At 64.4% G+C, this 20,938-nt stretch carries 18 protein-coding genes; 10 read left to right on the top strand and 8 right to left on the bottom strand.

Going from position 1 to position 20,938, the window contains the following annotated elements; translation table 11 throughout:
- Positions 1 to 20: 20 nt before the first annotated feature.
- The 3 genes from ACFWIX_RS00995 to ACFWIX_RS01005 form a co-directional block, all read right to left on the bottom strand.
- A complete protein-coding gene (locus ACFWIX_RS00995; protein WP_377214246.1) occupies positions 21 to 1,652 on the bottom strand; it encodes a phospholipase D family protein in 1,632 nt (543 codons plus the stop codon).
- A gap of 186 nt (positions 1,653 to 1,838) precedes the next feature.
- Entirely contained in the window at positions 1,839 to 2,684 is an 846-nt protein-coding gene (locus ACFWIX_RS01000) for a matrixin family metalloprotease (protein ID WP_377214247.1), read from the bottom strand.
- 233 nt (positions 2,685 to 2,917) lie between these two features.
- Positions 2,918 to 3,205 carry a hypothetical protein gene (locus tag ACFWIX_RS01005; RefSeq protein WP_377214248.1) on the bottom strand — a complete coding sequence of 96 codons (288 nt, stop codon included), beginning with the start codon at positions 3,203 to 3,205 and terminating at the stop codon, positions 2,918 to 2,920.
- A 304-nt stretch (positions 3,206 to 3,509) separates the two neighbouring features.
- Here ACFWIX_RS01005 and ACFWIX_RS01010 point away from each other — a divergent pair, with 304 nt between their 5' ends.
- Complete coding sequence (locus tag ACFWIX_RS01010) at positions 3,510 to 4,364, top strand: phosphatidylinositol-specific phospholipase C/glycerophosphodiester phosphodiesterase family protein (RefSeq protein ID WP_377214249.1); 855 nt, start codon at positions 3,510 to 3,512, stop codon at positions 4,362 to 4,364.
- 103 nt (positions 4,365 to 4,467) lie between these two features.
- Here ACFWIX_RS01010 and ACFWIX_RS01015 read toward each other — a convergent pair whose 3' ends face one another.
- From ACFWIX_RS01015 to eat, 5 genes are all read right to left on the bottom strand, one after another.
- Positions 4,468 to 5,247, bottom strand: coding sequence for a 3-oxoacyl-ACP reductase (locus tag ACFWIX_RS01015; protein ID WP_377214250.1), 780 nt, complete (start codon positions 5,245 to 5,247; stop codon positions 4,468 to 4,470).
- A 22-nt stretch (positions 5,248 to 5,269) separates the two neighbouring features.
- Positions 5,270 to 6,637 (bottom strand): aldehyde dehydrogenase family protein, encoded by a 1,368-nt coding sequence (locus ACFWIX_RS01020; RefSeq protein ID WP_377214251.1) that lies wholly within the window; start codon positions 6,635 to 6,637, stop codon positions 5,270 to 5,272.
- A complete protein-coding gene (locus ACFWIX_RS01025) occupies positions 6,618 to 7,379 on the bottom strand; it encodes a gamma-glutamyl-gamma-aminobutyrate hydrolase family protein (RefSeq protein ID WP_377214252.1) in 762 nt (253 codons plus the stop codon). Before ACFWIX_RS01025 ends, ACFWIX_RS01020 begins: the two co-directional genes overlap by 20 nt.
- Positions 7,360 to 8,742: a glutamine synthetase family protein gene (locus ACFWIX_RS01030; protein ID WP_377214253.1), complete on the bottom strand. Its 1,383-nt coding sequence runs from the start codon at positions 8,740 to 8,742 to the stop codon at positions 7,360 to 7,362. Before ACFWIX_RS01030 ends, ACFWIX_RS01025 begins: the two co-directional genes overlap by 20 nt.
- Before the next feature lie 64 nt (positions 8,743 to 8,806).
- Positions 8,807 to 10,243 carry an ethanolamine permease gene (eat, locus tag ACFWIX_RS01035; protein WP_377214254.1) on the bottom strand — a complete coding sequence of 479 codons (1,437 nt, stop codon included), beginning with the start codon at positions 10,241 to 10,243 and terminating at the stop codon, positions 8,807 to 8,809.
- Between the two features lie 187 nt (positions 10,244 to 10,430).
- Between eat and ACFWIX_RS01040 the strand changes: the two genes are divergently transcribed.
- The 9 genes from ACFWIX_RS01040 to ACFWIX_RS01080 all read left to right on the top strand — a co-directional run bounded on the left by ACFWIX_RS01040 (position 10,431) and on the right by ACFWIX_RS01080 (position 20,885).
- On the top strand, positions 10,431 to 11,171 hold the full coding sequence (locus ACFWIX_RS01040) for a FadR/GntR family transcriptional regulator (RefSeq protein ID WP_377214255.1): 741 nt from the start codon (positions 10,431 to 10,433) through the stop codon (positions 11,169 to 11,171).
- 486 nt (positions 11,172 to 11,657) lie between these two features.
- The gene (locus ACFWIX_RS01045; RefSeq protein ID WP_377214906.1) at positions 11,658 to 12,968 is read left to right on the top strand and encodes an MFS transporter; all 1,311 of its coding nucleotides are present in this window, start codon (positions 11,658 to 11,660) and stop codon (positions 12,966 to 12,968) included.
- A gap of 52 nt (positions 12,969 to 13,020) precedes the next feature.
- Complete coding sequence (locus ACFWIX_RS01050) at positions 13,021 to 14,277, top strand: aminopeptidase P family protein (RefSeq protein WP_377214256.1); 1,257 nt, start codon at positions 13,021 to 13,023, stop codon at positions 14,275 to 14,277.
- Positions 14,278 to 14,350: 73 nt separating this feature from the next.
- Positions 14,351 to 15,196: an IclR family transcriptional regulator gene (locus tag ACFWIX_RS01055; RefSeq protein ID WP_377214257.1), complete on the top strand. Its 846-nt coding sequence runs from the start codon at positions 14,351 to 14,353 to the stop codon at positions 15,194 to 15,196.
- A 118-nt stretch (positions 15,197 to 15,314) separates the two neighbouring features.
- On the top strand, positions 15,315 to 15,920 hold the full coding sequence (locus ACFWIX_RS01060) for a helix-turn-helix domain-containing protein (RefSeq protein ID WP_377214258.1): 606 nt from the start codon (positions 15,315 to 15,317) through the stop codon (positions 15,918 to 15,920).
- A gap of 164 nt (positions 15,921 to 16,084) precedes the next feature.
- Positions 16,085 to 17,416, top strand: a complete 1,332-nt coding sequence (locus ACFWIX_RS01065) for an MFS transporter (RefSeq protein ID WP_377214259.1) — start codon at positions 16,085 to 16,087, stop codon at positions 17,414 to 17,416.
- A gap of 12 nt (positions 17,417 to 17,428) precedes the next feature.
- Complete coding sequence (locus ACFWIX_RS01070; protein WP_377214907.1) at positions 17,429 to 18,793, top strand: FAD-dependent oxidoreductase; 1,365 nt, start codon at positions 17,429 to 17,431, stop codon at positions 18,791 to 18,793.
- Positions 18,790 to 20,049 carry a CaiB/BaiF CoA transferase family protein gene (locus tag ACFWIX_RS01075; RefSeq protein WP_377214260.1) on the top strand — a complete coding sequence of 420 codons (1,260 nt, stop codon included), beginning with the start codon at positions 18,790 to 18,792 and terminating at the stop codon, positions 20,047 to 20,049. The genes ACFWIX_RS01070 and ACFWIX_RS01075 overlap by 4 nt, the downstream gene beginning before the upstream one ends.
- A complete protein-coding gene (locus ACFWIX_RS01080; RefSeq protein WP_377214261.1) occupies positions 20,046 to 20,885 on the top strand; it encodes an enoyl-CoA hydratase-related protein in 840 nt (279 codons plus the stop codon). Before ACFWIX_RS01075 ends, ACFWIX_RS01080 begins: the two co-directional genes overlap by 4 nt.
- Positions 20,886 to 20,938: the final 53 nt, after the last annotated feature.

A 20,938-nucleotide genomic window follows, 5' to 3' on the forward strand; every position in this document is an offset into this window, starting at 1 on the left:
CGCCCGTGGTGGCGCGCCCGCTAAAACTTGGTGGTGCCGCGCAGCTTTCGGGGGCGTCCGTCCGGGTCCACGAAGAAGCGGTTTGCCGGACCTGCCCACAAGCGCTGCAGGCGCGTGGGTGGTTTAGTGCTGTGGTGCCGGGCATGGCCCTTGGGTCGGGGCGACTGGCTGCCGGCCTCGTGCCAACCGTCCAGCGCATCGGCGGCAGCGTTCCACAGGTCCAGCCCGTCCGCCGGATCCTCGAACCGCGGATCATCCTCGTCAAGGCCCAGGTGCTCAGCCCACAGCTGGCGCCTGACGGCGTGGGCGAGGGACGTGTGGGCAGTGGACGTATCGCCAGGGGGCCGGGAGCCACCGAAGCCGCCGCCGGGAGTGTTGCCGGCGCTGGTATCGATCACCGCGCAGGTCAGCTCGCTGTCCGTGGTCCAGGACCGCCGATTGAAGTTGTCCGAGCCGCAGGTGAACCAGGTGTCATCAATGATGCAGATCTTGGCATGGATATAGATCGGCGTTCCCGCCTTGTTTTCGAGGTTGAACACGCCGAACCTGTCGGGCGCGGCGCGGCGGATGGTCTCGATGGCGTGCAGTTGCCCCAGCCTCTTGGGCGGCCCGCCGAGCCGGCCGTCCGAGTCCGGATAGCGTGGCACGACGGCGATCACCTTCAGGCCCGGGTTCTGTTCCAGAGCTGCCGCGATGCCTGCCGCAACCTCCTTGGACCACAGATACTGGTCCTCGATGTAAATCAGCGAACGGGCCAGGGAGAACGCTTTCGTGTAGGCCTGGGCAACGCTGCGCTCGCCGCCCGGCGCGAACGGGAACGGCGGATGCTTTACCCCGTAGGTGCGCAGCAGCTGCACCGCGTGGGGCCCGGCCGGCGGCGGGGGCGGCGCGGTGTCCGGCAGGGGCTGCGGATGCCGGGGCATGTCCGCCAGCCGCTGCAGCAGCATCCGGTACGGGGTGCGCCGGTCCAGGGGATGGGGGTCGTTCCATCGTTCGGCGAACAGCTCCAGGACATCGGCCACCACCGGGCCATGGAGTTCGACGGCGGCGTCGTGCCACGGCGGTTTCTTCCCGTACCGCGGATCCATGTCCACCGCCTGCGGATCACCCATGTGCTCGGCGTCGTCCCGGCGGCTGTGGGAAAGATCGATGCCGCCCACGAACGCGACGTCCCGGGAGGCATCGCTCCGCCTGCGGATGACGAACAGTTTCTGGTGGTGGCAACCGAAGGCGCGCACGCGCTGGTCCAGCAGCACCTCGCCGCCGGCGTCGTTAATTTCGCGGGTGAGGAGCTCATTGGACCGGTTGCTCATAGGGGCTGACAGGCGCTCGCCGTGGGACCGCCAGATAAGGCCCCGGACTTCCACGCCCGACCGGGCCAGCCGGGCCAGTAGTTCCCCGATCTCCGGCCCGTCCTCTGTCAGCCGTTCGTCGCCGTCGCCACGCCAGTCGGTGAACCACACGCGGTCTCCCGGCCGAAGCGCCTCCAATTCCTCTCGCAGCCGGGCGAAGTAGGTGGCGCCGTGGATCAGAGGCCGGACCAGGTTGCCCTCCGACCATGCCGGCGTTTCCGCGGGGCCGGCGTGCACACCGGTGGCCGCGTGCTCACGCTCGGCGCCGCTCAAGAACCAGTAAGCAGCAGTACTGTCCACTTTGCCGTTCCCTTCGGGAGCTGAGGCCGGGCATCGGGCGTCCGGCCTACTCAGTAGCCTACGGCTGCGGCGGCAAATGTCACCCGAAAACGGACCTGATCGTTCCGGGCGCAGGAATGGCAAGATTTTTAGAATCCCAGCTTCGCGAAAGTTCGCGGCCGCCGCCTCCCGCCGTCGTCATGCTTCCTAGAGCCGGGGGACACACTTTCCGGTCCCCAGGACCGCCAGGCCCGCGCGGTCACCCGCGCCGAAGCCCAGCTGGCCGGAGTTCTCCTCATGCATCAACTGTGTGCGGTCGTTCACGTGGTCGAGCCCCACCACGTGCCCGAGCTCGTGCATGATCACCGCGCGCACCAGTGCCGGCCCGTCAGGACCCGCCAAGGTCTGTGAGAGGTCGGGGGCGTCAAGGTGAACCTGCCCCGTGACGTAGACGTAGGGTTCTCTGTCGATACGTATTGACGAGCTGCCGCCGGTCCCGGCGACCCTCCCGGCAAGATCAGGTGACTCCTCCGGCGTGGACCAGACGATCAGTATTGGCGCCCACCGCTTGCCGTAACGGTCGGGCTGGTAGGACTCGCGCTCTGCGGACGGTGCCTCATCGGTAGCACCGTCGTCCACGAACTGCAGACCAGTGGCCGCGGACACCGCGGCCACTGATTCACGGATCAGCCGGTCCGTCCCCGGAGGCGCGAAGTCCGGGCGGACCACGTAGTGCAGCGGCCGGCACGGGTCATAGGCCACGAACTGCTGGTCCTCGTCCGGAGCCGGGTGCAGGACATAGGCGGTGGAACCCGTTGTGGCAGGCGGGACACCCAGGGGAGCGCCGGCCGCTTCTACCCCAGAGGGTGGGACGTCGGCGCCGGGAAGATGAGGCAGCACCGTGGCAACAGCGAGCCGGCTCACCAGGGATCCGGCCAGGGACATGCCGATGAGGACCGCGATGGCCCAGCCGAGGACGGACTTTGGCCGCCAGCGGGCAGCGCCCGGCCTGCGTTTCGGACCGTAGCGCTTCCGCCTTTCTACCGGAGGCAATGGAGCAGTCCGCCACGGCTCTGGATCCTGCAGCGTTCCAAACGCCTCATCAATGGCCCACTGTGGAATGCGCCCGCTCGGTGAACGCCGGATGGCGGGAAGCTCCTGCCCGGTTTTTGGCGAGTTCCTCATACCGAACCCAGATTCCACCGCGCCCCCTTATCCCCATAACGCATTCCGCGACGGTCAGCTGATTGTAATGGCAGGAACGGCTCATTGCCGGGCAAAGCCGGTCATTCTTGTTCGGAGATGTTCCCTATTAGCCAGACTCTGTCCTTGGCACAGTCTCGTTCAGCCCAGTTGTCCTGGACTACGCCGCCAACGCCGCCTCCGCCGATGGCAAGGGGCGAGCCCGAACGTGCCACAACGTTCTTGTCGGCGTCGAGCACTTCGAAGGACTCTGCGTCGCCTTGCACCGTGTACCCGAGGGGCCAGACAAGACCCACCGGGTCCGTCGCCGTCTTCGCCTGAACGCAACCGCTTTCGTCAGCCGCCAGCGTTCCCCTCAGTAGTGCTTCCATCCCACTTTTTTCAGGTCTGTCCGATGTAAGAAGGCGAAGAGGGGTAGGTTCCGCGGCGCAGCCCGCTGCTCCGAACATCACCGTGAGCGCGAGAATTGCCAGTCTTGGCAATTTTGAAGACATGACCCGCACTATATGCTCACGGCGGCCTCACGTATAGGGACACATATTCTGTACCGGACCGCTGAGTTAATCTGCATTCAACTTCCAGGACCTCCGCCGTTCTCCCGCGCACGGCAGGCTTTTCACGTTTGCCCGGCCCCACCCCCACGCCGGCAAAGAAACCTGATCCTAGGAGAATCCCGTGTTTGTAAAGAGCACCCTTGCCGCTGTGGCCGTCCTGGCCGCCCTTACCGGAACGGCAGTTGCACCCGCCAGCGCCGAAGCTCCCACGCCTGCCCCCGTGCTCGGACAGCCGCTCGCGGCCGCCCACGCCCACAACGACTACGAGCACGAGCGCCCGCTGTTCGACGCCCTGGAGCACGGCTTCACCAGCGTTGAGGCGGACGTGTGGCTGGTGGACGGCGAGCTGCTCGTGGCGCACGACCTTGAGGACGTTAAGCCCGGCGTTACCCTCGAGAGCCTCTACCTGGACCCGCTCGAGGACCTGGTGCGCCAGGGTGGCCACAGCGTCTACCCCAAATGGAGCGGCAGCGTGCAGCTGATGATTGACATCAAGAGCGAGGGCGAAGCCACCTATGCCGCCGTCGAGAAGGAACTCGCCGAGCACCCGTCCATCATGACCCGCTACGTCAATGGGACCGTCAAGCCCGGCCCCGTCACCGCCGTCATCAGCGGCAACCGTCCACTGGCCACCATGCAGGCAAAGGATATGCGGTTTGGCTTCTACGACGGGCGCGCCAGCGACCTCACCTCCGGGATGCCTGCCAGCTTCATGCCGATCGTGAGCAACAACTGGACCAAGCTCTTCACCTGGCAGGGCGTCGGCCCCATGCCGGAGCTGGAGCGCGCCAAGCTGCATGCCTACGTCGAGACCGCGCACGCCAACGGCTACCGAGTCCGCTTCTGGGCCACCCCGGACCAGGCCGGCGACGCCCGCGAGGCGGTCTGGAACGAGCTCTACGACGCCGGCGTTGACCACATCAACACTGACGACCTCGCCGGACTGCAGGCCTTCCTCACCGCCCGCGCGGCGTAACAGGGACGCCAAAGCACCCACACAAAAGGAAGCGGACGACGGCGGGAAGCACCCGCCGTCGTCCGCTTTCCCTTCCGCTTTGCGCGCGGACCAGGTTACGGCATCACTCGGGCGTCACGTACGCCCCGGAGATGCCGCCGTCAACGAGGAACGTCGATGCCGTGATGAAGGATGCGTCGTCGCTGGCCAGGAAGGCCACGGCAGCGGCCAACTCTTCCGGTTCTGCGAACCGCCCCAGGGGAACGTGGACCAGGCGGCGGGCGGCCTTCTCCGGGTCCTTGGCGAAGAGCTCCTTCAGCAGCGGGGTGTTGACCGGTCCGGGGCAGAGCGCATTAATCCGGATGCCCTGCCGGGCGAACTCGACGCCCAGTTCCCGGCTCATGGCCAGTACCCCACCCTTGGACGCGCTGTAGGAGATCTGGGACGTGGCCGCTCCCATGACTGCTACGAAGGATGCCGTGTTGATGATGGAGCCCTTGCCCTGGGCCTGCATGTAGGGGAGAGCGTACTTGCAGCAATAGAAAACTGACGTCAGGTTTACTTCCTGGACCCGGCGCCAGGCATCGATTCCGGTTTCGAGGATCGACGCGTCGTCTGCGGGTGCGATGCCGGCGTTGTTGAAGCTGATGTCGACGCTTCCATACGTTTCGTTGGTGACAGCGTAGAGGTTCTTCACCTCCTCTTCGCTGGTCACATCCACCTTGACGTAGAGGCCGCTTAATTCGTCGGCCACCCGCTGCCCCGCTGTGGCGTCCAGGTCCGCGATGACCACATGGGCGCCTTCGGCGGCGAATCGGCGTGCGGTGGCGAGACCGATGCCGCTGGCTCCGCCGGTAATGACGGCGCTGCGCCCCTTGAGGCGGTTGGAGATTACTTCGCTCATTTCTTTTCTTCCTATCGGGACGTTATGGGTTGGTAGAGATGAAGACGTTCTTGGTCTCGGTGAAGGAATCCAAGGCATCCGGCCCCAGTTCCCGTCCAAGTCCGGACTGTTTGAATCCGCCGAATGGCGTGGAATAGCGCACGGAGGAATGCGAGTTAACCGAGAGGTTTCCTGACTCGAGGCCCCGTGCCATCCGCAGGGCCCGGCCGATATCCCGTGTCCAAATGGAGCCGGAGAGCCCATAGATCGAGTCGTTGGCCAGTTGAAGTGCGTCGGCTTCGTCCGTGAAGGGAACAACTGCCACCACGGGGCCGAAAATCTCCTCGTGCATGACCCTGTCCCTCCTGGACGGCGTCAACACCGTAGGAGGGAACCAGAATCCCTTTCCTTCGGGTGCCGAGCCCTGGAAAGCGATGGACGAGGTGTCCGGGATGAATCCGGACACCGTCCTGTGTTGGGCTGCGGAAATGAGCGGTCCCATGAACGAAGCTTCGTCTCCGGGGTCGCCGACCTGGAGGTTCGTGATGACCGGTTCCAGGAGTTCGAGGAATTTCTCATAGACGCTGTCCTGGACCAGAATCCTGGACCGCGCACAGCAATCCTGTCCTGCGTTGTCAAAGGCCCCGCCGGGTGCGGCCGCTGCAGCAGTTGCCAGGTCTGCGTCGGCGAAGATGATGTTGGCGCTCTTACCGCCCAGCTCTAGCGTCACGGGTTTAATCTGCTCCGCGCAACCGGCCATAATGCGTTTCCCCACGCCGGTTGAACCGGTGAAGACGACCTTCCGAACAGCGGGGTGGGTCACAAACCGTTCGCCCACCACTGAACCCTTGCCGGGAATGATCTGCAGGACGCCTTCAGGCAGGCCTGCTTCACGGGCCAGCTCCCCGAGCCGGATGGCGGTCAGCGGCGTCAATTCGGCCGGTTTTAGAACCACGGTATTTCCGGCGGCCAGGGCGGGCGCGAACCCCCACGCTGCGATGGGCATGGGGAAGTTCCAAGGCACGATCACGCCAACAACACCCATGGGCTCGTTGAACGTCACGTTAACACCGCCGGCTACTGGAATCTGCTGGCCGACGTGCCGTTCGGGTGCCGCCGAGTAGTACGTGAGGACATCGCGTACATTCCCTGCTTCCCATCTGGCGTTGCCGATGGTGTGCCCGGCGTTCCGTACCTCAAGCAGGGCCAGGTTTTCCAGGTCGGCATCTACGGCTGCTGCAAACCTGCGCAGCAGGAGGGCGCGGTCCGCCGGGGCGACATGGCGCCACGACTCAAAAGCCCGGACGGCGGTTTCGATGGCCCTGTCAGTCTCCTCAAGGCTAGCAAGGGCTATGGTCTCGATGACCTCCTCCGTTGCCGGATTCAGTACGTCAAACGTGCTGGTGGACATTGCCGGAGCGCTCCCTTCGGTCTAAGCGGTAACTGGTGGCGGCCTCGACGAATCCCTTGAAAAGCCGGAGATCGCCGGGATTTTGTTCCGGGTGGAACTGCACACCCAGTACCCAGCCGTCCTCTGTTGTCTCCAAGGCTTCGACCGTTCCGTCAGCGGCCGCAGCGGTGACGGAAAGACCGTCAGCGATCCTGTCGATGGCCTGGTGGTGGTAACACGGCGCGATCGCGGCCGGGCCCAGCAGGTCGCGGCTGATGCTTCCGACCGCCGTCGTAAACTCCACGCTGCCGAAAACCCCCGGGGCCGGCTGGTAATCCGCTTCCGGATTCACGTCGGGAATGTGCTGGATCAGGGAGCCGCCCATGGCCACGTTGAGGATCTGGGCGCCCCTGCAGATGGCGAACAGGGGAACCCCGGCTTCCAGGGCCGCGCGGGTGAGGGCGATGTCGTGCGCGTCCCTCGCCGGTTGGGCGCGGGTAAGCCGGTGCGGTTCGGCACCGTAATGTTCAGGGTCGACGTCGGTGCCTCCTGAGATGATCAGGCCATCCAGCACCTCCACGATCGAAGGATCGGTGCCGAGCGGGGGCAGCAGGACAGGAGTGCCGCCTGCGGCGACCACCGCCTGGACGTAGGTGCCCGGGAGGACCGCCGCATCTGCTGTCCAGACTCCCCAGGATGCTTCCTGGTAGTAGGTGGTCAGCCCGATCCGTGGACGGTAGGTATCAGAGCCGTTCAAAGACACGCTTGCGCTCCCAATCCGTTACCGCGCTGTCGAACGCCTTCAGCTCCACACCGGCTGCGAAGACATAGTGGTCCACAACCTCATCGCCGAATGCCTTACGGGCGATTTCGCTTCCGGCCAGCAGTGAGCGGGCCTCCCGCAGGCTGGTGGGAATGCGGTCTGCGTCCGATTGGTACGCGTTGCCCGCCATGATCGGCTCGAGCGAAAGTTTATTCTCGATACCGTGGATCGCGGCCGAGATAAGTGCCGCGGCGGCCAGATAGGGGTTCACGTCCCCGCCTCCCACACGGTTTTCCACCCGAAGATTGGGGCCGCGGCCCACGACGCGCAGCGCGCAGCTTCGGTTGTCCAATCCCCACGCAATCGCTGTGGGGGCGAAGCTGCCCTCCACGAAGCGCTTGTACGAGTTGATGTTGGGGGCGACGAAGTATGCCAGTTCCTTGAGCCCGGCGAGCTGGCCGGCGATGAAGTGTTCCATGATCGGGCTGAAGCCGTGCTCGCCGTCGCCGGCCAGGACGGGGTTGCCGTCGAGGTCGGTCAGACTGAAGTGAATGTGGCAGGAGCTGCCTTCGCGCTCGTTGTACTTGGCCATAAAGGTAATGCTCTTGCCATGCTGCGCGGCGATTTCCTTGGCCCCGTTCTTGTAGAACGCGTGGTTGTCGCAGGCAGTAAGCGCGTCAGCGTACCGGAAGGTGATCTCCTGTTGGCCCAGATTGCACTCACCTTTGGAAGACTCAACCACCAGGCCGGCCCTCTCCATCCCGGTCCGGATGCTCCGGATCACGGGTTCCAGTTTTGCCGTCGCCAGGAGGGAGTAGTCCACGTTGTAGCGCGTGGAGGGCGTGAGCCCTTCGTATTTCTTCTCCCACGCTTCTTCGTAACTGTCGTCGAACATGATGAACTCGAGTTCGGTGCCGATGTGGGCGCGGAAACCCAGAGTCTCAAGGCGTTCAACCTGGGCGCGGAGAATCTGGCGCGGGGATTGGACCACGGGCGTGCCGTCGAGCCACAGCACATCGCACTGAACCAGGGCGGTGCCTTCCAGCCACGGCACACGGCGCAGCGTTGAGACGTCCGGCCGCATCACCATGTCCCCATAGCCGTTCGCCCAGGAAGACATGGCATACCCGTCAATGGTGTTCATTTCCACGTCAACGCTCAGCAGATAGTTGCAGCCTTCGGCACCATGTCCCAACACGTCTTCAAGGAACGACCGTGCTCCGCACCGCTTGCCTTGCAAACGCCCCATTGAATCGGTGATGGCAACGACGACGGTGTCGATTTCACCCGTGTTGACCAGCGTGCGGAGCTCGTCGACGCTGAGCGGTCCTGACCCGGAGGAGCCGGTTGTTTGGTTCATCATTAGGTTTTCCGTAACTCTCATGGTGTTGGTGAAGGTAAAGGGTGTCTGGTCCAAGGACCGGAACTCAGCTCTTGAGCTCAGCCTCGGCTGCAGCGAGTTGCGCGAACTCTTCTTCGGGAGCGCCTGCGACGATCCGGTGCCGGCTGTAGAACCAGTAGTAGAGGAGCGCGGCTCCGAAAATTGCTGCTGTTATTGAAGCGGCATTGACATCGACCACAAAAGTGGCGACCACGGCAACCGCAGCAAGAACCAGGGCAATCGTCGTGGTGACCACGCCGCCCGGTGTGCGGTATCCCCGGGGCAGATCCGGTTCCTTCCGCCTCAGGACGATGTGCGAGAGGTTGAGGAGCACATAGGAGACGGTGGCACCGAAGACAGCGATATTGATCAGGAGGGCACCGTCCCCGGTGGTTGCCGCAAGGATGAAGCCGATGGTGCCGGGAACAATCAGGGCCCAGTAGGGCGTCCGGCGCTTCCCCGTCAAGGACAGCCACTTGGGGAGGTAGCCGGCGCGTGAAAGAGCAAAGAGCTGCCGGGAGTAGGCGTAGATGATGGAGAAGAAGCTGGCCACAAGTCCGGCCAGGCCGGCGTAGTTGACGAAATCTGCCAGGAAGGTGTTGCCGCCGTAGGCCAGGCGCAAGGCCTCCGGCAGCGGATTGTCGGACCCGCTCATCGCCTCCGAGCCCGCCGCGCCCGGGACGAGTACCAGCATGAGGGCCGCGAAAACCACCAGGACACCTACTGCGACGATGATGCCCCGGGGCATATCCTTCTTCGGATCAGCGGTCTCCTCCGCGGCCAGGGGCACCCCTTCGACCGCAAGGAAGAACCAGATGCCGTATACCAGGGCACCGATGGCGCCGCCGATCCCCATGGGCAGGAAAGCGCTCGACGTCGGCGCGCCGTCCGGCACGATGTCGAAGAGGTTCTGGACATTGAAGTGCGGGACGAGACCAACGACGACGGCCACCAGGGCGACCACCGCCACCGCGGTGATCCCGAAAATCATCTTCAGCGCCTCACCCACTCCGCGGAGATGGATACCGACGAAGACGGCGTAGGTCACCAAATAAACGGGCCAGGAGTTGGTGAGGCCAAACAGGCCCAGCGCTTCAACATAGCCCCCGATGAAGATGGCGATCGCAGCCGGCGCCACCGCGTACTCAATGAGCACCGCCATGCCGGTGGCAAAGCCGCCCAGGGGTCCCAGCGCCCGCCGGGCGAAGCCATATCCGGCCCCGGTGGCCGGCAGTGCAGAGGACAGCTCGGCGAGGCCGAAGGCCATGCAGGTATACATGACTCCCATAAGGACAGTTGCAATCAGAAGCCCGCCCCAGCCGCCCTGGGCGAGGCCGAGGTTCCAGCCTGCGAAGTCACCGGAGATGACGTAAGCCACGCCAAGCCCGGCAAGCAGTATCCAGCCCGCAGCTCCCCGCTTGAGCTGCCGATGCTGCAGGTACCGCTTGTCGTCGGTCACCTGGATTGATTCAGAGGATGACACTGTAGTTCCCTTCGTCCGAGGGTATTGGTATGAGTTCAGACCATAAACTCGTTACAGTGTGATCCAGATCATTCCGACCGTCAAGGGTCTATCCCATGTTCATTGGTGACGCATGGATGGTCAATTCGTCGCGGTAGTCGGATATGCCGGAGTCATAGGCATTTTTTCAACCCATTATGATGGGGTAATGGAACAGGAACAGTTCGGAACCGCGGCCCCGATCCTCCGCCCGGTCAGGCACGGCAATGCCTTCGAGGAAACCATCGAACGACTGCTCCAGAACATCAAGCTCGGCCTCTTTGGCGTTGGAACCAAGCTTCCGGCTGAGCGGGAGCTGGCGGAGTTACTGGGGGTTTCGCGCGCCACTCTGAGGGATGCCCTGGCGGAATTGCAGAAGGCCGGATATGTCGAGGTGCAGCGCGGCCGCTATGGAGGAACGTACGTCTGCAGTTGGCCCGAGGCGGGATCAGGCTCCTATCCGGAACTCGACCCGGCCGAGGTGGAGGACATCCTGACGTTCCGGGACGTCATCGAGCCGGCTGCTGCGTCGCTGGCCGCCCGCGCCACCTTGTCGCAGGCGCAGCGGACCCATTTGCTGAGGACTCTGGCCGAGGTGGCTGCTGCCCCGGCGAACCAGTACCGTCCCAAGGATGCAAGATTCCATGTGGCGATCGCGGAAATAACGGGGTCGCCGAGCTTGGCGCTTGCGGTGGCGGATGTACGTTCCAAGGTCAACGACCTGCTCGATCGGATACCGCTGCTCCAGCCGAACCTGGAGCATTCAAACCGGCAGCACCAGGAAATAGTGGATGCCATTCTTAGGGGTGATGACACGGAGGCCTATAAGGTTGCGCGGGATCATCTGCAGGGAACGGCTTCACTGTTGCACGGATTCCTTGGATCCTCGGACTCAGCCGGCGCGGGGTGACTGGCCGCTGAAGGCGTTAGTGCGGCGGACGACGGCGGGACCTCCCGCCGTCGTCCGTATTTAACCCTTGGGGCGCATCGAGGACGACGTGCGTGTTCGAGGAGGAAGCCGACGGCCGGGCCGAGGAATGCAGACTCAGATGCCCGCGCTTCTTCACATCCACTGCGGGTGCCTAAGGGCGCCTATCTGCAACCGTGTTGTGTGAGACGCAACATCTTCCCGCTTGGATCGCTGCCCGTGGGTCGTGCCACCAGCCCCGGTTGGCTTACCTCATTACTGTTTAGAAACAAATTATGGCTTACGCCACCCTATTGACTGTGCTGCGTGTCGCGTCCTAACCTGATGAAACCAAGTTGCAAAGAATGCAACTCCAACATTTCTTGGTGGATACACATGAGTAATGAATCGAACTCATCCGGCGTGGGACTTGTTGGCGAGGGCGCCAATGGTCCCGTTCCGGGCCGCGCCGCCGGACGCGGCTCAGGCATGACTGATCCAGCAGGTGCCGTCACCGTCGACGAACCCAGCAAGGAGACCCGCCGACGGGTAGTGGCAGCCAGCTTCATCGGCAATTTCGTCGAATGGTTTGACTACGCCGTCTACGGCTATCTTGCTGTCACCATCTCCACGGTCTTCTTCCCGGAATCAGATCCGCAGACCGCGCTCCTGCTGACCTTTGCACTGTTTGCGATCTCTTTCTTCGTTCGTCCCTTGGGTGGCTTTATCTGGGGCCATATCGGAGACCGGGTGGGCCGGCGGACAGCGCTCTCCCTGTCCATCCTGATCATGTCAGGGGCTACGTTCTGCATCGCCCTCATCCCGGGTTACGACACCATCGGCATTTGGGCGCCGATCCTCCTGCTGATCATCCGGGTGGTCCAGGGGTTCTCGGCCTCCGGCGAGTATGCCGGAGCTTCAGCGTTCCTGGTGGAGTACGCCCCTGCCGGCAAGCGCGGCCTTTATGCCGCAGTGGTTCCGGCCAGCACGGCAGCCGGCTTGCTCCTCGGGTCCCTCATCGCTGGCCTCCTGACCTCGGTGCTGACAACCGACGCCCTGCACAGCTGGGGCTGGCGCCTGCCGTTCCTCCTGGCTGCGCCGATGGGGCTGATCGGGCGCTATATCCGCAACAAGCTCGAAGACACTCCGGTGTTCCGCGAGATGGCCCAGGAGGATCACGCCGTCAAGGCCCCTGTGTCCAGCCTCTTCCGCAACCACTGGCGGCAGCTCCTCCAGGCCGTGGGTGCCGTGCTGCTCAACGCAGTGGGCTTCTACGTAATCCTCAGCTATATGCCCACGTACCTCTCCTCCGAACTGGGCCTGGGCGAAACCGAGTCCTTCCTGGCAACGACTATTGCGCTTGTCAGCTATATCGGCTTCATCTTCCTGACCGGCATGCTTTCAGACCGTTTCGGCAGGAAAAAGGTACTCATCAGCGCCTCAGTCACCTTCATTCTGCTGACCGTACCGGCCTTTGCGCTCTTGGGAACCGGTGACTTCCTGGTGATCGTGCTGGTCCAGATCCTGCTCGGCGCCATGCTGACCCTCAATGACGGCACGCTACCCAGCTTCCTGGCAGAAATGTTCCCCACCCGGGTCCGCTACAGCGGCTTTGCTGTCAGCTTCAACCTCTCCAACGCCCTCTTCGGCGGTACCGCCCCATTCATGGCAACGCTCCTCATCGCAGCGACAGCCAACGACCTCGCGCCGGCCTGGTACCTGGTCGCCGCCGCAGTGGTCTCCCTTGTCGCGGTGGCGCTCTCGCGGGAAACCTGCCGGGAACCGCTGCGGCACGAATAACAGACTTCCTCTTCCGTCACACGTAACTGCATTACAAGAAAGGCACCACCAAATGACCATCACTGCCGAAAACGCCTCCTCCGTCGCCGAACTCGAGCGGCTCAAGGTCCTCCACAACGGCTCAAAAGGCAAGCTCACATTCTCCGACGCGGAGTTCGAGCGCCGTCTTGGCGGCCTGCGCCGGATCATGGCCGCCAAGGAGCTCGACGCGGTCATCCTGACCAGCTACCACGGCATCAAGTACTACTCCGACTTCCTTTACACCACCTTCGGCCGCAACTATGCCCTGGTCGTCACCGCCGACGACTCGGTCACCGTTACCGCCAACATCGACGCCGGCATGCCGTGGCGCACCTCGTACGGCGAGAACATCGTCTACACCGACTGGCGCCGCGACAACTTCTACTTCGGACTCCAGGAGGCCCTGCGCCAGCGCGGCGTCAAGGCAAACCGTCTGGGCGTCGAGGACGACTTCCTGCCCGGCCTGACCCGCGAGAAGATCGCCGCCGCGTTCCCGGGTGCCCAACTGCTGGACATCTCCCAGGACGCCATGCGCCAGCGCATGATCAAGTCCGCCGAGGAGATTGAGGTCATCAAGCACGGCGCCAGGATCGGCGACCTCGGCGGCGAGGCCATCCGCAACGCCATCCGCGAGGGCATCTCAGAGTACGAAGTTGCCCTGATCGGCACCGAGGCCATGGTCCACGAGATTGCCAGGACGTTCCCGGACCGGGAAGTCCGGGACACCTGGGTCTGGTTCCAGTCCGGCATCAACACCGACGGCGCACACAACTGGGCCACCACCCGCAAGCTGCAGCAGGGCGACATCCTCTCGCTCAACTGCTTCCCGATGACCTCCGGCTACTACACCGCCCTGGAGCGCACCCTGTTCCTCGGCCAGCCGGACGAACGCTCCCTGGAGCTGTGGAACATCAACGTCGAGGTCCACAAGCGCGGCCTGGAACTGATCAAGCCCGGCGCCGTCTGCAAGGACATCGCCGCTGAACTGAACGAGATCTACGTCAGTCACGGACTGCTCGCCAACCGCACCTTCGGCTACGGCCACTCGTTCGGCGTTCTCAGCCACTACTACGGCCGCGAAGCCGGCCTGGAACTGCGCGAGGACATCGACACCGTGCTGGAGCCCGGCATGGTGGTCTCCATGGAGCCCATGATCACCGTCGCTGACGGCCAGCCCGGCGCCGGAGGCTACCGTGAGCACGACATCCTGGTCATCGGCGAGGACAACTCGGTGGAGAACATCACCAAGTTCCCGTTCGGACCCGAGCACAACATCGTCGGCGCATAGGCGCCGTAGCAGAGGGAAGCGGCGCCACGGTAAGTGGCGCCGCTTTCGCCGTCTCCGCTGAAGATAAGGAAAGATGATGGCTACCATGACTCCAGCAGCAGCTAAAGAAACCAGCGGCGGAAATCCGAAGCACACAGAAACGAACGGCGGGACGGACGCCAAAGGCGCATCCGTCGTCGTCAACGCCATTGCGGTGCTGAAGACCTTCTCTGCCGAGGAGCCGCTCCTCGGGGTCACCGAGATCGCCAACCGGGTGGGCATGCACAAGAGCACCGTGTCGCGGATGCTGGCCACCCTGGAGCAGGAGAATCTCGTGGAGCGCGACCCGGAAACCCGCAGGTTCCGGCTCGGCCTGGGGCTCATCGCCGTCGCAGGGCCGCTGCTGGCGGAGATGGATGAACGCCGGGTCGCTTACCCGGTGCTGCGCCGGCTCACCGAGCAGACGGGGGAGACCAGTGCCCTGATGCTCTGGAACGGTGACGAGGCCATCTGCGTGGAGCAGATCGCAGGTCAGCATCAGATCAAGCACACCACGCCGCTCGGCGCCCGCTACCGGGACGCCCTCAGCGCCTCCGTGCAGGTGTTCCTGTCGTCGCTGCCCGCTGAAAGGGTGCGCGAATTGCTGCGGAGCGGAACGATCAGCTTTCCGGGGATGGACGACGCCGGCCTGGCCGCCTACCAGGAGCGGCTGCACCAGGTCGCGGCGCGGGGATGGGCGGAGAATTACGGGGAGACTTCCATGGACGAGGTGGGCGTGGCCGCCCCCGCGTACGACCACCGTGGCGACGTGGCCGCCGTCGTACTCATCCCCGCCCCGCGCTTCCGTGTCTCCCGCGAGCGGCTGGAGGACCTGGGCGAGGCCTGCGTGGCCGCCGCCGCGCAAGTGACCACGCGCCTTGGCGGCCGCGCGGGCACGTAGCAAAGGGCCGGTTTCGGATCCGTTCCAGAGGATTTTCAATATAATTAGGAAAAGTCGTTGACGAGCGCAAAATCTTCACTATAGTTGTGTGAGTTAGCTCACCAACGGAAGACGGCCGATGACCATCGAGAGTAGCACCGCTGCACCGCCAGCCACCAGCGAACTGCTGGTGACGGTTGGCAACAAGGTGCGGTCCATGCGCAAGGAAAAGGGCATGACCCTGGCCCGGCTCTCGGAGATCACCGGACTCAGCCAGGCGATCGTCAGCCAGATTGAACGAGGCATGGCCAACCCGTCCTTCACAACCCTCGCCCAACTGGCCCACGGACTGGACATTCCGGTAGGAAGGTTTTTCCTGGGACAGGACCAATCCAAATCCCCGGTCGTCCGGAAATCGGAACGGCGCAACCTGCAAAACGTGACCCGCGAATCCGTGGGGGAAGCAGTCCACGAACTGCTGACCCCGGACCGCGGCGGCACTATTGAGGCGCAATGGATCAGCACGCCCCCAGGGCACGACACCAGCGCAACACCCTTTACCCACAGCGGGGAAGAGTTCTGCTTCATTATTTCGGGCCGTAAGGACGTCTATTTGGATGGCGTCTGCTACAGCCTGGAAGAGGGGGACTCCATCACCTACTCCTCGGAGATCCCGCACTGGTACAAGAACAGCTACGAAGAGGTATGCGTAGCCATTTGGGTCAACGCACCACACGCCGTATAGGCGGGCCGGCCCCCGCCGGCTCCCGCGTTTACCCGTAACTGTCCCGGCCGCACTCCGTGGCCGCTGACACTCCTTGCCACCTTCGCACCATGCGCCTGCATCAACAGGCGTTACTGCGTCATACCCTCCCACGCCCTCCGGGGCGGCAGCGTAAGGACATCCCCATGCTCGATACCCAAACGACGGACAGTGTTGTCCCGTCACCCCGTCCCACCGACTCATCCTCCCTGAAGCCCGGGCGCTTCACCCCCGAAGTCCGCAAGGGTCTGCTGGGCCTTGGCCTCGGCAACGCCCTGGAATGGTACGACTGGATGGTCTTCGGGCTCCTGTCGGCCTTCATCGGACCGAATTTCTTCCCCAACACCGAACCGCTCTCGGCCACACTCAGCGCCCTGGCCGTGTTCGCCGTCGGATTCGCTTTCCGTCCCCTCGGCGGCATCCTGCTCGGGACCCTCGCGGACCGGATCGGACGCCGCCGCGTGATGCTGCTGTCCATCATGCTCATGGCCGGCACCACACTGGTGATTGCCATCACGCCCACCTACGCCCAGATCGGTGCCTGGGCCGGCATCATCCTGCTGGTCTGCCGCGTGCTCCAGGGCATTTCCACGGGCATCGAAGCCCCGCTGTCCACGTCCCACGCCCTGGAACTGGCGCCCGAAGGCCGCGAAGGTTATGTCGCCGGCCTGATGAGCTTCTACGTCAATATCGGCATTCTGCTGGCGTCACTGATCAGCTTCCTGTGCAGTCTGGTCCTGGGCGGTGCCGTCATGGCCGAGTGGGGCTGGCGCGTCCCGTTCATCATCGGCGCCCTCTTCGGCTTCGTTGTGCTGTACCTGCGCCGCGCCCTTCCAGAGACCCTCAAAGCCGAGGAGATGGCCAGCAACACTCCCCGCGCCGTCTGGTCCGGAGTCCGCAAGCACTGGCTCTCCGTACTGGCCATCATCTTCGTCGTGGGCGCGGCCCAAGCGTACAACTACGCCTGGAACGTGGGCCTGCCCAGCGCGGCCCGCAGCGGCTTCAAGGAAGACCCCACCGCGGTTTTCGCACTGACGACCGTCCTGGGCATCATCCTGGTGGCCGGCAGTTGGGCTATCGGCAAGTTTGCAGACGGCCGCCAGATGTCCCGCTGGTTCCTGGTCACCCGCATCCTGGCCATCCCGTCAGTCTTCCTCATGCTCCTCTATGTACAGCCGGGCATCGGCGGCTTTGCCGCGGTCCTGCTGGGGGGCTCCGTCGTCCTGGTCCTGAACATGACCCTGTACAACGTGGTCAGCTCGTCGCTGATGCCCAAGAACATCCGCGGCACCGGTGTGGCTCTCGGCTACGGAATCGGCGTTGCCCTCTTCGGTGGCACCGCCTCCTACCTGCTGGTCTGGCTCCAGTCGCTGAGCCTTACCTGGGTCTTCCCGGTCTACGTCGCCGTCCTCTCCACCCTCAGCATCGTCTTCTACATCGCCGCCCGCCGCCGCAACGGCATCTTTGTAGGGAAGTAAGGAAGCACCATGATGAATTCACTCGAACTTAGTACCACGACGGCGGACCTGACCGCGCCGGTCATCTCCCGTTCCAACGTCCTGGTAGTGGGCGGTGGCCCGGCAGGCGTCGCCGCCGCTGTAACAGCTGCCCGCTCCGGCGCCAAAGTGACGCTTCTTGAGCGGTACTCATCCCTCGGCGGTCTCGCCTCCGGCGGCATGGTCCTGGTCCTGGACGACATGATCAATGGCCAGGAGATCACCGTCACCGGAATCGTTTCCGAATATGTGGAGCGCCTGCAGAAGCTGGGGCTGGCAATCGTGCCGCCGGCCGACGACAGGAAGACGTCCGAGGAGCTATGGAACAAGTGGGGCCGCTACGGCACCTTCGACTTCCACTCCCACACCACTCCCAAACCCGTCTGCTACGCCGCCGCCTTCGACCCCGACGGCTGGAAGCGGGTTTCCAACGATCTGGTCCGCGAAGCCGGAGTGGACCTGCGCCTGCACTCCTGGTTCTCCCGCCCCATCGTGGACAACGGAGTGATCAAGGGCGTCATCTGCGAAACCAAGCTGGGTCCGCAGGCCTTCATGGCGGACGTCGTCATCGACACCACCGGTGATATTGACGTCGCCTCCCGTGCCGGTGCCAGCTATGCAAAGGACAACTACCTCACCACCCTGGTCTTCCGGCTGGGCAACGTTGACACCGCCGCGGCAGAGGCGTTCGAGCAGGCCAACCCCAAGGAGGCCCGCGCCATCAACCGCAAGATCAAGCGCCTCCTCGGCGGCGCCTGGGAGCTGTGGTGGCTGAAGACCCCCATCGACGGTGTGGTCTGGTGCAACGCCCCACACATGACAGGCTTCGACGGCGTTGACCCGGCGGATATGACGGCAGCAGAGTTCGCTGCCCGCGACCGCATTTCCGAGGCCGTGGACTACGTCCGCGCCAACCTGCCGGGCTTCGAAAACTGCTACATGCTGGACGTTGCCTCACAGATGGGCGTACGCCAGACCCGGTTGCTGCAGGGCGAATACGTCATGACCAAGGACGACGTGACGCAGCGCCGCCACTTCCAGGACAGCGTTGCCCGCGGCCGCGACTACTACTACCCGTACCGCTCGCTGCTGCCCAAGGAGGTGGATCAGCTCCTTGTCGCTGGCCGGCACTACTCGGCCACCCCGGAGGCGCAGAAGATGTCCCGCGAAATCCCGCCCTGCATGGCGATGGGCCAGGCCGTGGGCGTCGCCGCAGCGCTCGCCGTCGAAGGCAACGTCCTGGTCCGGGACGTATCCGCCGTGGACATCCAGCAGGGGATGCGCCGGCACGGTGCGGACCCCGGCGACGTCCCGTCGTCGAACGCCACCGTGGATACCGAAGCGGCGGTTCCGGCATGAGCACCGTAACGGCAGAACGTACGACGGCGGCGCCCGCCACCGCGGCCCCGGCCGCCGGGGAGGAGCAGACGGCCACCCCCCTGCCGCTGGACGGCATCAAGGTGGTGGATTTCACGCAGGTCTTCATGGGCCCGTCGTGCACCCAGATGCTGGGCGACTACGGTGCGGACATCATCAAAGTTGAGCGCCCGGGCGCCGGGGACATCTCCCGCAACTCCTTCCCTGACAAGGACGGCCAGGACAACCCGATCTTCCTGTCCATCAACCGCAACAAGCGGAGCGTGTCCATCGATACCCGTACGGAAGAGGGACGGAACGTCCTGCACGTCCTTATGGCGGACGCCGACGTGGTGGTCAGCAATTTCCGGTCAGGCGTGATGGAGCGGATGGGCTTCGGTTACGAGGAACTCAAGAACGAGAACCCCGGCATCATCTGGGCTTCGGGCACCGGTTTCGGTCCCGTGGGACCCTACTCGCACAAGGGCGGCCAGGACGCCATTGCCCAGGCGTACTCCGGCGTCATGTGGCGCCGGGAGTCCGAGGACACCAAACCGGCCATCTACCCCACCACCCTGTGCGACTACATCACCGGCATGCACCTGATGCAGGGCATCCTGCTGGCGCTGCGCACCCGGGAGACCTCCGGAGTCGGGCAAAAGGTCGAGGTGACCATGTACGACTCCATGCTGCACCTGCAGATGCAGGAGGCCTGCATGCAGCTCAACCGCGGCTACGAGGTCAACTGGGGTGCCATGCCGCTGAGTGGCGTCTTCGAAACCACCGACGGCGCCGTCTGCATGGTGGGCGGTTTCACACCGGACCCGCTTGCACGGATCTCCGAAGCCCTGGCCTTGGACGAGGACCTGACACTGCGCCCCGAGTTCGCCACCCTGGAGCAGCAGTTCGCCCATAAGCCCGCGCTGCAGTCGATCTTCCGGGAGCGCATCGCCACCAACACCACGGAGTACTGGACTTGCAGGCTCGAGGAACAGGGGGTGCTGAACGCCCCTGTTCATACCCTCGAACAGGCGCTCGCCGATGCCCAGACCGAAGCGAACGGCATGATCGTTGAGGCCGAACACCCCGGCGTCGGAACGGTACGGATGCTGAACGCCCCGATCCGGCTCTCAGCCACCCCGCCGAGTGTCCGCCGGGTGGCGCCGCGCCTGGGCGAGCACAACGTGGAAGTGCTGCTGGAGAACGGCTTTGATGAGGAAACCATCGCGCGCCTGCAGCAGCTGGGAGTCCTGCGATGACGGCGGTCTCCGTGGACGGTGCGGCGGTGGGCCGGGCGTCCGCCTCCGCACCCGTTGACGAGGTCACGCTCACCATCGAGAACCACGTGGCCACGGTGGTCATCGACCGCCAGCACGTCCTCAACGCCGTCGACGGCCGCTCTCAGGACCGGCTCAATGCGATCTGGGAGCAACTCGAAACCGACCCCGGCGTGCGCGTCGTGGTGGTCACGGGAGCCGGGAACCGTTCCTTCTGCGCCGGCGCCGACATGTCCGCGGACGCCATGGACAAGACCGGCCTGGAATACTGGGCCGGCCTGGACCCGAACGGTTTCGGCGGCCTCAGCCTCCGCACCACCCTGGACGTTCCCGTCATCGCCCGCGTCAACGGCTACGCACTGGGCGGCGGCATGGAAATGGTGCTCGGCGCCGACATCGTAGTGGCCGCGGATACGGCCCGCTTCGGGCTCCCGGAACCGCGCGTCGGGCGCCTGGCGCTTGACGGCGGCATCCACCAGCTTGTGCGGCGGGTCCCGTACACCCAGGCCATGGGAATGCTGCTGACCGGACGGAAGGCGGACGCGGCGGAGATGCAGGCCATGGGGCTGGTCAACGAGGTGGTCACGGCCAACGAACTCGACGCCGCAGTCCAGCGCTGGATTGACCACATCCTCGCCTGCGCCCCCACGTCCGTCCGGGCAGTCAAACAAATGGTCACGCAGACCGGACACCTTTCGGCGGCCGAAGCGCGCGGACTTCGGCTGCCGGCGCTCATGGCGGCCCTGGACAGCGAGGACTCCTCCGAAGGGGTACGCGCATTCCAGGAAAAACGGGCGCCCGTGTGGCCCGGCCGCTGACCGTCCACCCGGAGCAGCTCCGGTAGCAACGGCCCTCGATTGAAAGGAAACAA

Source organism: Pseudarthrobacter sp. NPDC058362 (genome assembly GCF_042723515.1).
Classification (GTDB): domain Bacteria; phylum Actinomycetota; class Actinomycetes; order Actinomycetales; family Micrococcaceae; genus Arthrobacter.